Genomic DNA, 14428 nt, shown 5'->3' on the forward strand with positions numbered 1-14428 from the left:
CAGGGGAAGCCGACAGCCAATGACGGGATCCGACGACGAGCGGTGCCAGCGCCGGGTGCGGACTCAACCCGGCCTGGTGCTGCCGCTTAGGGTTCAGATCACCACCGCCTTCCTGATCCTGTTCGGCGTGATCGCCCTCGCCGCTGGCACGATGGCTGGTCGCAGCACCCAGGCACTGGTGGACGAGAGCGTGCGGGCCTCGTTCAGCGGCAGCGCCGAGCTGGCCCTGCAGGAGTTGCGCCGACTCGAGAACACGGCCCGGGGCGCGGCGGCGGCACTCGCCGCCACGCCACTGGCCGCCGCCACGGACAATCGTGCCCGGCGGGAGCACCTGTACGTGCTGGCCACGGTGCTGAGCGCGGTCCCCGGGGTCTCGGCGGCCTATGTCGGCTGGCCGGACGGCGACTTCCTGCTGCTGCGCCCAATGGGTCCCCATGCGGCGCGCCTCGCAGCGCCCGAGGGCGCCCGCTGGCTCGCCCAGTGGGTATTCGATAGCGGGCCGCGCTTCGACTTCCTCGACGCCCGGCTGAATACCCTGGAGGCGCGCGAAGGCGTCACCTACGCGCTGGACCCGAGGACGCGTCCCTGGTTCCGACAGGCCGCAGCGACGTCACGGACCATCGTGACGGCGCCCTATATCTTCTACACCACTCGCGAACCGGGCATTACGGCTGCTCGCCGCGGAGCGTCCGGGGCGATCGCGGGGATCGACGTGTCGCTGCGGGACATTTCGGCGCGCCTGCCCTCGCAGCAGCCGGCGAGCGGGACCGAGGCCGCGGTGCTGGGGCCCGACGATGCGGTGATCGCCTATTCCGAGCCGGAGCGCATCCTGCGGCTGCTGGGCGAGACGCGCCTCGCCGACCCGGCACGGGACGACGCGCGCCTGCCGGAGGTCGCCGCGCTGGGCGTGCCCGTGCTCACGGCGCTGGCGGCTTCCGAAGTCGGCGCGACGGCGGCGCCGCGGCGGCTGGCGGTCGGAGGCGCGGACTGGCTCGGCGTGGTCAGCCCGCTGGACGACCAGGGCATGCGGCTGGCCATGGCGGTGCCGGTCGCGGGCCTGGCCGCGGTACCGCAGGCCATGCGCACGCGTCTGCTGCAGCTGTTCGGCATCGTCGCCATGATAGCGGCGCCGCTGGTCTGGTGGGCGGGCCGGCTGCTGGCGCGGCCGGTGGAGCGTTTCACCGCCGAAGTCGAGCGGGTCGCCGCGCTGGAATTCAGCGAATCGCCAGCCGTGCGCACCCGGGTCAGCGAAATGGCCGACCTCGGCCGGGCGCTAGATACTGCCCGCATTGCCCTCGGGCGCTTTTCCGCCATCTGCCAGGCGGTATTCGCGGAAGATCATGACCAGCGGCTGCTGGCCGGCGTGGTCGATGCGCTGGTGGATCATGGCGGCGCGCGGCGGTGCGCCGCGTGGCTGCGTGACGGCGAATCCGGTTTCCGGCTGATTGCCGCCCGGCCCCCGGCCGACGAGGGCCCAATCGGCGAAGGGCTGGCCCGGCGGCTGGCCGGCAGCGATGACCTCACCGTGGTCACGCTGTCCGGCGATGCCGCGGAGGGCGGTCCGCTGGCCCCGGGCGGCGAAGCCGTCACCGTGCTTGGGGTGGTCCTGCGCGACGGCGCTGGCGAGGCCATGGGGGTGATTGCACTGGTGCCCGGCGACGATGGGGCCTCCGCAGCGCTCCGGTCCCTGGCCCGGTTCATCGCCCGCCACGTGTCGATGGTTCTCGAGCGCCAGCGTCTGGTATCGGAGCGCGCGGCTGCGCGGGAGGAGACCGAGATCGTCCTCGGTGCCATGGCAGAGGGCCTCTACGTGCTGGACGCCGAGGGCCGCATCCAGCGCCAGAACGCCGCAGCCCGGGCCCTTGCCGGCGCGGATGCGGCCACCGTGGCGGGCGAGCCCTTCACGGCCTGGATCCGGCCCTGCGAAGGAGAGGCGGACGCTGCCCTGCACACGCTCGCCGACGGCCGGCGGCGCAGCGTTCGCCACGCCTGGCTGCGGCGCGTGGCGGAGGCAGACCCATTGCCGGTGGCCTACGAATGCGCCGCCTTGGAGGCCGGGGATGGCACGATCCGCGGAGCGGTGGTCAGCTTCCGGGACGTGGGCGAGCAGCTGCGCGCCGAGTACGCGCTGCGCGAGCGGGTCAAGGAGCTCAACTGCCTTTACCGCGTGCTGGAGGCGACGGTGGAGCCAGACCGCGCGCTGGCGGAGGTCTGCGCCAGCGTGGTGGAGACCCTGCCGGCAGCGATGCTGCATGACGCGGTGGCGGTGGCATGTGTCCGCGTCGGCCGTGAACGCTTTACCAGCCCGGGCTGGGACGACGCGGAGGAGACCTGCAGCGCGACGATCTGGGGCGATGATGGGCCCATCGGGGAAGTGGCCGTCGGCTACCGGGAGCGGCGCCCGAGCCTGCTGGCGCGCGAGGCGACGTTCCTGCCCGAGGAGCGGGCGATGGTCGAGGCGGTGGCGGCCCACCTCGGGCGCTTCGTCAACGTCCAGCGCACCGCCGCACAGCTGCGCCAGTCCGAGCGCCTGAGCGCGGTGGGTGAGCTCACCGGGGGCGTGGCGCACGACTTCAACAACCTGCTGACGGTGATTCTCGGGGCGGCCGAGAACCTGGGCGCCTCGCTGCCCGAGGACGATTCCGGCCGCGCCCAGGCCATCATGATTCGCACGGCCGCCGAGCGGGGCGCGGATCTCACGCGCCATCTCATCGCCTTCGCGCGCCGCCAGTCGCTGGCGCCCCGGCCGACTCGTGTGGAGGAGGTGCTGGCGGGCATGTGCCCACTGCTCGAGCGCACGCTGGGTGACGACATCGGCGTCGAGCTGGTGGTCTGTGCGGCGCCGCGACCGGCGCTGGTGGACCCTGCCCAGCTGGAGAACGCGCTGCTGAACCTGTGTCTCAACGCCCGCGACGCCATGCCCGACGGGGGTGGCCTGCAGATCGAGCTGCGCGGCGTCGCGATGGACTCGGCGCATGCGGACTGGGGCGAGGACGCCTTGCCCGGCCACTACGTCTGCCTCTCGGTCACCGACACCGGTGCCGGCATGGACGAGGAAACGACGGCGCATGCCTTCGAGCCCTTCTTCACCACCAAGGAGGCCGGTGCCGGCAGTGGCCTCGGGCTCAGCATGGTGTACGGCTTCATGCGCCAGTCCGGCGGCTTCGCCCGCCTCGACTCCGCGCCCGGCGCCGGTACCACCGTGCGCCTGTATCTGCCCGAGGCCGCCGACGAGGCCGGCGACGGTGGCGCCGCGGCAAGCGCTGCCGGGGAAGGAGGCGGTGGCGAGCACATTCTGCTGGTGGAGGACGATGCCCTGGTTCGGGAGCACACGGCCGACGTCCTGCAGGGGCTGGGCTATCGGGTGACGAGCGCCCGCGACGGCCGGGAGGCGCTGGGCATGCTGCGCGGGGCGTCCGACTTCGATCTGCTGTTCAGTGACGTGGTCATGCCCGGCGGGCTGGACGGCTATGCGCTGGCGGAGGCGGTGGGCCGCGTCCGGCCCGGGCTGCCCGTTCTGCTCACCTCCGGCTACCCGGACCGGGTGCAGGCCCATGACGATGCCGGGACCAGCGCGCATTTCCTGCGCAAGCCCTACCGCCGAGCCGAGCTGGCCGCCAAGCTGCGCGAGGTGTTGGTCAACGCCTGACCCGGAGTCTCATCGATTGGCGGCCGCGGATCCAACAGCCGGTCCTGCGCCGCGCTTGGGCCCGCGGCGGTGTCATCGGGGCCGTGGCAGGCGCACTGCGCACAGGCTTGCGATGGCGCCGCCGATCCCCAGCACGACGAAGCTGCTGCCCCAGGCGAGCGCTGGCGCCGCGTGCACGCTGCGCACCATGTCCAGCACCGCGCCGAAGGCCACCGGCGCGGCGGCGCCGGCACCGAAGCCGGCGAGGCTTCGCCAGGCGAGCGTGGCGCCGAGATAGCCGGGGCGCACCTGCTCCGCCAGGGCGGTCGTGAGCACCGGGGAGTCCCCCAGGCAGACGAAGGCGTAGGCCAGCGCCAGGGGGATGAGCACCGCCGCCGGCGCCTGCACGAGCCAGCCAATCGCGCAGGAGAGCACCGTGCCCGCCAGCGCCAGGGTGACCAGCACCGGGCGCCGGCCGGTCCGGTCCGACAGGTGTCCCATGGAGAAGGCCGCTGTGGCGCCGAACAGATGCAGCCCGCCGCCGAGCCAGGCGCCGGCCACCGTGGCGCCGGTGAGGGCGCCGCCGGAGAGCGCGAACCCGGTGGCGAGAAAGGCCGGCAGCCAGGCCCACATGCCCAGCAGTTCCCAGTTGTGGGCGACGTAGCCGCCGATCAGCAGCCGCGCGCCGCGGTTGCCGACGACCTCCTCGGCCAGCCGCGCCCGCGGCGGGCGTTCGTGTATGCGGTTGGGCAACCCGCGCAGTGCGGCGAGGAGCACGGCGGCGCCGAGCGCGGGCAGCAGGCCGCTCACGATGAAGGCCACCTGCCAGCCGCCAAGGGCGATGCCGATGGCGGCCACACCGAGCGAGGTGGCATAGCCCACCGAGGTCGAGGCGATGAGCCAGCCCATGGCGTTGCCCCGGCGCTCCGGCGGCGCGTCGTCGGAGAACACCATGATCAGTGGCGTGTAGACCCCGCCCTGGGCGAGGCCCACGAGTCCGTACAGCAGCATTGCCGACCACCAGCCGTCGGCCAGGAGGCCGAACAGCGCACTGGTGACGGCAGCGGCCACGGCCGAGAGCTCGGTCATCCGGCGGGCGCCGAGATGGTCGGCAGCCCAGCCGAAGCCGAACAGCGACAGGGCGTAACCCACCGTGAAGCTGGACACGATGGCCCCGGCCGCCGCCGCGCTCAGGCGCCAGGCATCCACCAGCACCGGTATGCACGCGGCCACGGTCATGAACGTGGCGAACAGCAGGATCCGGGCGGCGCAGATTACCCGGATGCGTGCGGGGGTGAGCTGCGCTTCGGCAGCGGTACGTGAAGACATTGGCGGTTTTTCTGATGGTTGCCGGAGGCGTCGCCGGCGGTCAGCGCCGCCGGCGCTCGGCTACCGATCGCACCTTGTCATCCAGTGTCTGCTCGCGGTCGATGCGGGTGCCGGCCTTGATGCTCGTGAACAGGCGCGGCACGCCGTCGGCGTGCAGGCGCTCATGGCACTCGCGGATTGCGGCAAACACGGTGTCCCAGTCGCCCTCTACATTGGTGCCGTAGGCGTGGGGCCGGGTCTCGAGCCCGGCTGCCTCGAGAATGTCCTGGCATGTCGCGATCTGTTGCCCCAGCGAGGTGCCTACTCCGATCGGCACCACGCACAGCTCCACCTGAACCCGCATGGCATTCCTCCGCCTGTGCTGGATCGCATCGGCATGTCCTGCGGACCTGCCACGCCGCCCATCCTAGCCGAGCGCCGAGGTGTTACCCGACGGCTCGTAGCTTCGCCGGAATATCGGGCAGCACCTCCCCCGGGAGAATAGCCGGACCGAAATGCGCCGTCAGGAGGCGCGCCGGGCGGTCCATCAGTCGCTGACGCTGGATACGCCGGGGGAGCAGTCGTGCGGCGAGGTAATGATGCGCCAGCAGGGCGCCTCGTGCCCGCGGCGCGTCCAGACGGGCCAGCACAAGCTCCAACTCTGCCGAGCAGTCGATGCTGTCATCGGCGGCGTACAACAGGGGGAGCAGTGCGCGTGCCTGAGCATCGCAGCCGTATAGGAGCCCGGCGACGGTCCGGGCCTGCGCCTCCTCGCCGGCCGCCACCAGGGCTCGGCATTTCAGCATCAGAAGCACACTGCGATACCGGCTTCGGGGGCGCGCCATCTCCAAGGCGCGATCGAACAGGGCGACGGCTTCTGCAACTTGCCCCTCGGCGAGGCGTAGCTGACCCAAAGTGCCATAGGCCGCCCCCAGGGCGGTCCCGTTCTCGAATACTTCCTCTGCGAGGCGCACCGCGCGGTCTCGGGCCTCCGGGCATGCGAAGTGGAGTATGCGGGCACCGGCCAGCACGAACAGGTCGCTGCCCTGCACATGGGGCAGGGCCGCCTCCGTGAGCGCCTGCATCTCGGCCTCGTCCGCCGGGCGCGGATCGCCAGCGGCAAGCAGCTCCGGCCCCTGCAGCACGTACTTCGTGTGCAGCGTGGTGGCCAGCATGAGTGCCGCTTCGGGGTCCTCCGGCGAGGCCGCGAGCCATGTCCGCAGCCGGCGCTCCGCCTCCCGCCAGGAAGTCGCCCAATCCGCTGCCAGCTCTCGCGCCGTGCCATGCAGGCGCAGTGCCAAGGGCTCGTCGTCGGCCGCTGGAGGGTAGCGGCGCGTGTAGTTCATGCTGAACCAGAGGCCGTCCAGCAGGGAGCGGGCGAGCTCCGCGCAGGGCGCTTCCGGCGCCGCATGCGCGTCTGCCGCCACGGTCAGCCTGCGATTGGCGAGCAGGCGTCGGCGAGGGAAGTCGCGGAGCATTGCGGTGCAGTCGAGCCGCCCGTCGTGACCGATCACGAAATGCAGCCCGACGGTGTAGTGAGGCGGTGTTCCGGGGAAAGCGTCCGCTTCAGGGCAGTCGGGATCAATCGCCACCGCTTTGCCGCGGACGGTGGCCTGGTCAAAGGCGCGGGCAAGGCCGTCGACGAAGTAACGCGCCGCCTCTGCCTCCCAGCCCGAAGAGCCGAACCCCGCGCGCACCGGGCCGATGGCGAGGAACGCGCCGCTGGCAGGCGAGGCGTCGACGGCGGCCGGGGCGATCCATGCGTAGCCCTCGCCGTACCGGGTCTCGATGTAGCGCGGTGCGCGCGCGCTGTCATCCAGCTTGCGTCGCAGTCGATTAATCAGGAAGTCGACGCTGCGGTCCGTGGCCTCGCTGCCGATCCCGGCCATGGCGTCGAGGAGCCGCTGCCGGTTCAGCACGCTGCCGGGGTGGTCCAGGAGCGCCCGCAGCAGGCGGCGCTCGGCCCGCGTGAAGCGAACCGAACGTCCGCTGCCGAGGTGCGTGGCACCCCCCAGATCGCTGCTCAGCTGCCAGTCGAGATAGCGCATCCTCCCTGCTCGAGCCCCAGTGCCCACCCCCCTAACGGCTTGCCGGACCCCTGTTCGACGGCAGCCCTGCTCGGTACTCGCGGCTCTCAGCGCCGTCCCGCCTGCAGTGTAGAGAGTGCAGGGCGCGATGCCACCCGACGCTGACCCGGCCACGGCCGCTGGTTCAGGATCGCCTGAGGCCTGCCAGAAGGGCACGGACTCCAAAGCGCGGAGGGGAAGGCGGCAGGCGCCGCGCAGCGATGCGCTGACAATCGGGACAGGTGGCCTCCGCGGCCCTGAACGCTGCGAGGGGGGCTTGGCGGAGGTGCTCGTAGAAATCGATGACGACGGGCCGCTGACAGGTGGAGCAGAGCGGATCTTTGAGCATGGGACGGGTCTCCTGCATGGAGGTGCGGGATTGACCCTAGCGCCGGATTGTTTGCGAATTATTGTGGCGCGCCGCGGTGATCATGGGAACCGCGAGTCCATGGATCAGCGCCACCACCGCAGGGGTTGTGCCCTTTCGCAGATCGAAGCCGCTGGACTGCGGCGGCGATTACCGTTGACTATGCGCTCTGGCGTCAGTCACGAAGCGCGGCTTGGCGACCAGATTCCTGCCACTGGTCGCATTACTCTGCACCTGCCATGACCCGACACCACGATAGCCGCCACGCCGTCTCCAACCAGGCTGTTGCCGCTGACTGTGCGCGGCTCGCGGACCTGCTGGAGATCGCCGGGGAAAACCCGTTCCGGGTGCGTGCCTGGCGGAATGCCGCGGAAACCATCGAGGGCCTGGGAGAGCGGCTCGCCGACGCGGTTGCCGAGGGCGCCGATCTCACCGCGTACCCCCACATCGGCAAGGACATCGCGGCCGCGCTGGAGAGCCGCGTGCGCGATGGTGTGCTCCCGCCGCTGGAGGAGATCGCCGTGCGGGTGCCGCCGGAGCTGGCAGACCTGATGGCCGTGAAGGGGCTCGGGCCGAAGGGGATCAAGGCCCTGTACGACGCCTTCCGCATTCGCGGCCTGGATGACCTTGCCGCGGCCGCCGAGGCGGGACGCGTGCGCGAGCTGCCCGGGTTCGGGCCGAAGAAGGAGCAGGCGCTGCTCGCCGGCATCCGCCAGCTGCGTGCCCGGGGCGAGCGGCGCACGCGGCTCGATGCCGCTGAGCGCCTGGCGGAGCCGCTGCGCGAGTGGCTGGCCGGGGGTAGCGGCGTCGGCGACGTGGTGATTGCCGGCAGCTATCGCCGGCGCAAGGAGACCGTGGGCGACCTGGATATCGTCGCGGTGAGCAGCGACGGTGACAGCGTGATGGCGCGACTGTTCGCCTACGACGCCATCGAGCGCACCGTCTCCCACGGCACCACCCGTTCCACCGTGGTGCTCGAGGGCGGTCTGCAGGTGGACCTGCGGGCGGTGCCGGCAGAGAGTCTGGGCGCTGCGCTGGTCTACTTCACCGGCTCGAAGGCGCACAACGTGGTGCTGCGCCAGCGCGCCATCGACCGCGGCTGGAAGCTCAACGAGTACGGCCTGTTCGAGGGTGGCCGGACCCTCGCCGGCGCGGACGAGGCCGGCGTCTACCGCGCCCTCGGGCTGGCGTGGATCCCGCCGGAGCTGCGCGAGGACCAGGGCGAGGTGGCCGCGGCCGAGACCGATGCGCTGCCGGCCCTGATCGAGCCCGGGGACCTGCGCGGCGACCTCCACGCGCACACCGACTGGAGCGACGGCAAGGCGGGCCTGGAGGCAATGGCGCGGGCCGCCGCCGAGCGGGGCCTGGAGTACCTCGCCATTACCGACCACGGCCCCCGGGTACGGGTGGCCAACGGCCTCGACGCGGAGCGCCTGCGCCGCCAGGGCGAGGCGATCGACGCGCTGCAGCCCGAGCTATCGGACATCACCCTGCTCAAGGGCTGCGAGGTGGACATCCTCGAGGACGGGCGGCTGGATCTTCCGGACGAGGTCCTGGCGGCGCTGGATATCGTCGTCTGCTCGATCCACTTCCACCTGGATCTGCCCCGGGACCGGCAGACCGAGCGCGTCCTGCGCGCCCTGGACAACCCGCACTGCATGATCTGGGGCCACCCCACGGCGCGGGAGATCGGCCGCCGGGAGCCCATCGACATCGATCTGGAACGCTGCCTCGCCGCGGCCGCGGAGAAGGGGGTGGCGGTAGAGATCAACGCCCAGCCCAAACGTCTGGACCTGTGTGATCGTCACGTCCGGCTGGCGCTCCAGAAAGGCTGCCGGCTGGTCATCAATACCGATGCCCACAGCGTGGCCAACCTCGATCTTGCGCGCTTCGGCGTCGATCAGGCCCGGCGGGCGTGGGTGACTTCGGAGCAGGTCGTCAACACGCTGCCGCTTGCGGCGTTGCGACGGGTCCTGCGGCCAAGGCCGTGACCCGCCGCCCGCCGGCTCACGCCTTCAGCCGGTAGCCGGTGCGGAAGATCCACCACACCAGTGTCACGCACACCGCCAGAAAGGCCAGGATCATCAGCACGCTGGCGCCGACGCTGACATCGCCGAGGCCGTAGAAGCTCCAGCGAAACCCGCTCACGAGATACAGCACCGGGTTCAGCAGCGAGACGCCCTGCCAGAAGGGGGGCAGCATGTCCACGGAGTAGAACGTGCCGCCGAGGAAGGTCAGCGGCGTGATCACCAGCAGCGGCACCAGCTGCAGCTTCTCGAAGCCGTCCGCCCAGATGCCGATAATGAAGCCGAGCAGGCTGAAGGTGATCGCGGTGAGCACCAGGAAGGCCAGCATCCAGAACGGGTGGGCGATCTGCAGGTCCACGAACAGCGTTGCCGTGCCCAGGATCAGCAGCCCCAGGAGCAGCGACTTGGTCGCTGCGGCGCCGACGAAGCCGAGGATGATCTCCAGAAACGACACCGGCGCCGAGAGCACCTCGTAGATCGTGCCCGAGAAGCGCGGGAAGTAGATCCCGAACGAGGCGTTGGACACGCTCTGGGTGAGCAGCATCAGCATGATCAGCCCCGGCACGATGAACGCGCCGTAGCTGACGCCGTCGATCTCGTTGATGCGCGAGCCGATGGCCGCGCCGAAGACGACGAAGTACAGCGAGGTGGAGAGCACCGGCGAGATGATGCTCTGCAGCAGCGTACGCCGCGTCCGGTCCAGCTCCGCGCCGTAGATGGCGCGCACCGCATGCAGGTTCATCGGTCCTCCCGCACCAGGCTCACGAAGATCTCCTCCAGCGAGCTCTGCTCGGTATGCAGATCGTGGAAGCGCAGGCCCGCCTGGCGCAGTTCCTCCAGCAGGTCGGCGATCGCGGGATGGTCGTGGGTCTCGTAGGTGTAGACGAGCTCATGCCCATCCCGGGCCAGCTCGAGGCCCCGGGAGGTCAGTGCCGGCGGCAGCGTGGCACAGGGCGTCTCGAGCTGGATCACCAGGCGCTTGCGGCCGAGCTTGCGCATCAGCTCGCGGGTCTCGTCCACCAGGATGATCTCGCCGCGGTTGATTACCCCCACCCGGTCGGCCATCTCCTCGGCCTCCTCGATGTAGTGCGTGGTGAGGATGATGGTCACGCCGCTGTTGCGCAGCCCGCGCACCAGCTCCCACATCTCCTGACGCAGCTCCACGTCGACGCCGGCGGTGGGCTCGTCGAGGAACAGGATGCGCGGCTCGTGGGAGAGCGCCTTGGCGATCATCACCCGGCGCTTCATGCCGCCAGAGAGGGTGATGAGGCGGCTGTCGCGCTTCTCCCACAGAGAGAGGTCGCGCAGCACGCGCTCGATGTGCTCGGGATCCGGCGGTTTGCCGAACAGGCCCCGGCTGAAGCTCACCGTGTTCCAGACCGTGGCGAAGGCCTCGGTGGCGAGCTCCTGGGGCACCAGCCCGATCAGCGAGCGGGCGGCGCGGAAATCGCGCACGATGTCGTGGCCGTCGGCGCGCACCTCGCCCCCGCTCGGGTTGACCAGGCCGCAGACAACGCTGATGAGCGTCGTCTTGCCGGCCCCGTTGGGGCCGAGCAGGGCGAAGATCTCGCCCCGGCGGATCTCGAGATTAACGCCCTTGAGCGCCTGGAATCCGGAGTCGTAGGTCTTGTCGAGGTGGCGGATACTGATGACGCCTGCCCCGGCGACCGGCGGGGCATCCGCCCGAGGCGAGACAGCGGGGGCGTCGACGGCACGACGTTCGGCGGAAGTGGGCACGATTCTGCAGGCTCCTGCCAGCGCGGATGGCTCATCAATCAGGGTACACCCGCCGGAGCGGCGGTTCGCGGGTGGACAGCAGCGGTCGCGGATCGTTCGCGACGCGACGACCGCCGGCAGCTACGCTGTGAGCGTACCTCGGTCCCGGAGCAGTCCACCGCCATGCACATCACTTTCCTTGGCGCCACCCGCGAGGTCACTGGCTCGTGCCACCTGCTCGAGGTGGGCGGCCGGCGCGTGCTCGTCGACTGCGGGCTGATCCAGGGCAGCCCGCATCATGAGCGCCACAACCACGACCCGTTTACCTTCGATCCGGCGGGGCTCGATGCGGTACTGCTGACCCATGCCCACCTGGACCACTCGGGTCGCCTGCCGCTGCTGCTGCGTCAGGGATTCCAGGGCCGCATTATCACCCACCCGGCCACGGTGGATCTCTGCCGGATCATGCTGGAGGACGCCGGCTACCTGAACGAGAAGGAGGCCGAGTGGCAGAATCGCAAGCGCCGGCGCAAGGGCCTGGAGCTTGTGAAGCCGCTTTACACGCGGGCCGAGGCCCGGGCCACGGCGGCGCGCTTCGACCCGCTGGAGTACGGCGAGCCCTGTGCGGTGGCGCCGGGCATCACCGCGACCTTCCACGACGCCGGCCATATCCTCGGCTCGGCGGTGATCGCGCTGGACCTCGAGGAAGCCGGCCGGCGGCGCCGCGTGGTGATGAGTGGCGACCTCGGCCACCGCGGCACCCCGGTGCTGCGTGACCCCGAACCGCTGACCGAGGCCGATCTGGTGGTCATGGAGAGCACCTACGGCGACCGCGACCACCGTCCCTGGGACGCCACCTGGGAGGAGATGGGCCGGATCCTCAGCGACGCCCGCGAGGCCGGCGGCAATCTGCTGGTGCCGGCGTTCGCGGTGGACCGCACCCAGATGCTGCTGTACGCCTTTCGCAGTCACTTCGCCGAGTGGGGGCTGGGCGACTGGGAGATCTTCCTCGACAGCCCGATGGCCATTGCCGCGACCCGCGTCTATGCCCGCCACACCGCCCTCTACGATTCGCGGGCCAGCGCCTTCGAGCGCCGTCACGGAGGATTGTTCGAGCTGCCGAACCTTCACCTCAGCGAGCGCACCGAGGACTCCATGGCCATCAACCGCATCCGCTCGGGGGCGGTGGTCATCGCCGGCAGCGGCATGTGCGACGGCGGCCGCATCCGCCATCATCTCAAGCACAACGTCTGGCGGCGCGACGCCCATGTGCTGATCAGCGGCTTCCAGGCCGCCGGCACCACCGGACGGGCGCTGGTGGATGGCGCGCGCCATATCCGGCTCTGGGGCGAGACCATTCGCGTCCAGGCTCAGGTGCACACGGTCAATGGGCTCTCGGCCCACGCCGATCAGGCGGGTCTGCTCGAGTGGTACGCCAACTTCCGGGACGCCCCGCCGGTGGCTGTGGTACACGGCGAGCCGCGGGCCCAGGACGCCTTCGTCGCCCGGCTGCGGGCGGACTTCGGCACCCGCGCCCAGGCCATGCGCTACGGCGAGACCGTCGACCTGGAGCGGCCGCGGCTGGAACGCCCGGAATCCTGACGGGGTACCGGCTTCCGCCATGCCCCGGCGACTCCGCAGGCGCGGAATCGGCCGTGCCCGGGCGCTCCCGCCCGGCATCGCAATGCCCGTGCCGATGCCAGCTTCCCCGCGACCGAGGCTGACCCGGGCGGCGCGTCGAGCCCCTCGCTAATGTTTAGCCCACGGCCAGGGCGAAGGCCGCTACCGCCGCCAGCACCAGCGCGAGGACCACCGCCTGCAGGCGCAGGTTGCGCCGGGCGCTGGGGCTCGCGAGGCCGTAGCGGTAGCGGAAGCGCTCGGCATGCACGCGCGAGGCGGGCAGGCCCAGCGCCTCCAGCATGCCCTCGACAGCGTCGATCATCCCGGGCGGCGCGCAGACGAAGGCCTGCCAGCGCGCGCGCTCGGCGCCCGTGAGGCACTCGGCGAGCAGGGCGGTGTCGACGGGCCCCGGCAGGGCGCCGTCGGGCCGATCCGGGTCGTCCACCACGCGTGTGACCCGCAGATCGAGCCGCTCGGCCAGGCCCTGCAGCTCCTTGTCGAGGACGATCTCCCGGGCATCGGCGTTGGCCACTACCAGCCGCACCGGGCGGGTCTCGCCGGCCGCGGCGAGGGTGTGCAGCAGGCCGAGCATCGGGGCGAGGCCGACGCCGCCGGCGATCAGCAGGAAGCCGCTCGCCTCGGAATCCTCGAGGGCGGCGCCGAAGCGGCCGTACGGGCCGTCGACGAGGGCGCGGCGGCCCTCGGGAAGGTCGCCTATGCCCCCGGTGAAGTCGCCGTTCGCCTTGATGAGAAAGCGTAGCTCGGGCCCCTCCGCCGGGCTGCTGGCCAGAGAGAACGGGTGCTCCGTGAGGCCCGGCAGCCGGTCCTGAAAGCGCAGCCAGACGAACTGACCGGCCTGGTAGGGGAGGCCGGCATGGCCGTCGGGTGTGAGGCGCAGCTCGTGGATCCCGGGGGCGAGGGCGCGCACGTCCCTGATTCGCCAGGGACGTCGCCGGAGGAGCAGGGGCTTGAGGACGTACGCGCGCAGCAGCGTGAGCGCGGCGAGCGCCGTGGCCACGATCCAGAAGCCGGCGAGCGCCGGTGCGGCCGCATGGTGTCCGCTCAGGATCGTGTGCGCGGCAGCGAGCACGGCCACCAGCAGTGCGCCGAATCCGTGGCTCAGCCTCCAGGTCTCATAGCGCACGGGCAGATCGTCGCGCACTGCCGACAGGGTTATGAGCGCGGCAAGCAGGATCCAGGCCACCATGCCGCTGGCGCCGCCCACGGCGCTGTCGGCCGGCGGGGCGGCCGGCAGGCCATCCACGAGCCCGGTGGGGCGGGGGAAGAGGGCGTAGAGGTAGGGGTGAATCAGCAGCAGCACCAGGAGCACCCAGGCCATGGCCTGGTGAAAGCGCATGACGGCGTCCATGCCGACGTCCGCGCTGATCCGTTGGTAGCGGCCCGAGAGCACGAACTCCAGCAGCAGCAGGGAGAATCCCGCCATACCAACCGCGGCCGACAGCTCTACCGCAAAGGGCCGTCCCGGGCGGCCGGCGAGCAGCGCCAGCGCAAGCGGCAGCAGGATGGCGGCGAGATAGGCCAGCGGCCAGAGCGCGGCGCGGCTAGCGGACATGGTGTCGCCTCGTGCGGCAGGAGATCCGGGAAAGGATAGCCGAGGCGCCGGCGGCCGGCGGCTCGACCCGGCCACGCGAAGCTGCAAGGATTGCGGCTTCCGCGGCCACGCCCTCCGCCCAGG

At 71.3% G+C, this 14428-nt stretch carries 9 protein-coding genes; 3 read left to right on the forward strand and 6 right to left on the reverse strand.

From position 1 onward, the window contains the following. Positions 1 to 19 precede the first annotated feature (19 nt). Positions 20 to 3649 (forward strand): ATP-binding protein, encoded by a 3630-nt coding sequence (locus tag LMH63_RS06450; RefSeq protein ID WP_109677154.1) that lies wholly within the window; start codon positions 20 to 22, stop codon positions 3647 to 3649. Positions 3650 to 3721: 72 nt separating this feature from the next. On the opposite strand, the gene LMH63_RS06455 is transcribed toward LMH63_RS06450, so the two are convergent. From LMH63_RS06455 to LMH63_RS06465, 3 genes are all read right to left on the reverse strand, one after another. Further along, positions 3722 to 4957 carry an MFS transporter gene (locus tag LMH63_RS06455; protein WP_109677153.1) on the reverse strand — a complete coding sequence of 412 codons (1236 nt, stop codon included), beginning with the start codon at positions 4955 to 4957 and terminating at the stop codon, positions 3722 to 3724. Between the two features lie 40 nt (positions 4958 to 4997). After that, complete coding sequence (locus LMH63_RS06460; RefSeq protein ID WP_109677151.1) at positions 4998 to 5300, reverse strand: MTH1187 family thiamine-binding protein; 303 nt, start codon at positions 5298 to 5300, stop codon at positions 4998 to 5000. 82 nt (positions 5301 to 5382) lie between these two features. After that, positions 5383 to 6984 (reverse strand): winged helix-turn-helix domain-containing protein, encoded by a 1602-nt coding sequence (locus tag LMH63_RS06465; protein WP_109677149.1) that lies wholly within the window; start codon positions 6982 to 6984, stop codon positions 5383 to 5385. Between the two features lie 624 nt (positions 6985 to 7608). Here LMH63_RS06465 and polX point away from each other — a divergent pair. Continuing rightward, positions 7609 to 9360 (forward strand): DNA polymerase/3'-5' exonuclease PolX, encoded by a 1752-nt coding sequence (polX, locus tag LMH63_RS06470; RefSeq protein WP_109677147.1) that lies wholly within the window; start codon positions 7609 to 7611, stop codon positions 9358 to 9360. A gap of 16 nt (positions 9361 to 9376) precedes the next feature. Here polX and LMH63_RS06475 read toward each other — a convergent pair whose 3' ends face one another. Both LMH63_RS06475 and LMH63_RS06480 read right to left on the reverse strand, forming a co-directional pair. Continuing rightward, positions 9377 to 10138: an ABC transporter permease gene (locus tag LMH63_RS06475; protein ID WP_109677145.1), complete on the reverse strand. Its 762-nt coding sequence runs from the start codon at positions 10136 to 10138 to the stop codon at positions 9377 to 9379. Further along, a complete protein-coding gene (locus LMH63_RS06480; protein WP_109677143.1) occupies positions 10135 to 11133 on the reverse strand; it encodes an ABC transporter ATP-binding protein in 999 nt (332 codons plus the stop codon). The genes LMH63_RS06475 and LMH63_RS06480 overlap by 4 nt, the downstream gene beginning before the upstream one ends. A 162-nt stretch (positions 11134 to 11295) precedes the next feature. Between LMH63_RS06480 and LMH63_RS06485 the strand changes: the two genes are divergently transcribed. After that, positions 11296 to 12714: an MBL fold metallo-hydrolase RNA specificity domain-containing protein gene (locus LMH63_RS06485; RefSeq protein WP_109677142.1), complete on the forward strand. Its 1419-nt coding sequence runs from the start codon at positions 11296 to 11298 to the stop codon at positions 12712 to 12714. A gap of 154 nt (positions 12715 to 12868) precedes the next feature. Here LMH63_RS06485 and LMH63_RS06490 read toward each other — a convergent pair whose 3' ends face one another. Next, entirely contained in the window at positions 12869 to 14305 is a 1437-nt protein-coding gene (locus tag LMH63_RS06490; protein ID WP_158280322.1) for a ferredoxin reductase family protein, read from the reverse strand. Between the last annotated feature and the right edge of the window lie 123 nt (positions 14306 to 14428).

The organism is Spiribacter halobius (assembly GCF_020883455.1).
GTDB lineage: Bacteria > Pseudomonadota > Gammaproteobacteria > Nitrococcales > Nitrococcaceae > Sediminicurvatus > Sediminicurvatus halobius.

Bases quoted from the DNA above. Each gene is read 5' to 3' on its own strand.
- LMH63_RS06450 (WP_109677154.1), top strand. From the start codon at position 20: ATGACGGGATCCGACGACGAGCGGTGCCAGCGCCGGGTGCGGACTCAA.
- LMH63_RS06455 (WP_109677153.1), bottom strand. From the start codon at position 4,957: ATGTCTTCACGTACCGCTGCCGAAGCGCAGCTCACCCCCGCACGCATC.
- LMH63_RS06460 (WP_109677151.1), bottom strand. From the start codon at position 5,300: ATGCGGGTTCAGGTGGAGCTGTGCGTGGTGCCGATCGGAGTAGGCACC.
- LMH63_RS06465 (WP_109677149.1), bottom strand. From the start codon at position 6,984: ATGCGCTATCTCGACTGGCAGCTGAGCAGCGATCTGGGGGGTGCCACG.
- polX (WP_109677147.1), top strand. From the start codon at position 7,609: ATGACCCGACACCACGATAGCCGCCACGCCGTCTCCAACCAGGCTGTT.
- LMH63_RS06475 (WP_109677145.1), bottom strand. From the start codon at position 10,138: ATGAACCTGCATGCGGTGCGCGCCATCTACGGCGCGGAGCTGGACCGG.
- LMH63_RS06485 (WP_109677142.1), top strand. From the start codon at position 11,296: ATGCACATCACTTTCCTTGGCGCCACCCGCGAGGTCACTGGCTCGTGC.
- LMH63_RS06490 (WP_158280322.1), bottom strand. From the start codon at position 14,305: ATGTCCGCTAGCCGCGCCGCGCTCTGGCCGCTGGCCTATCTCGCCGCC.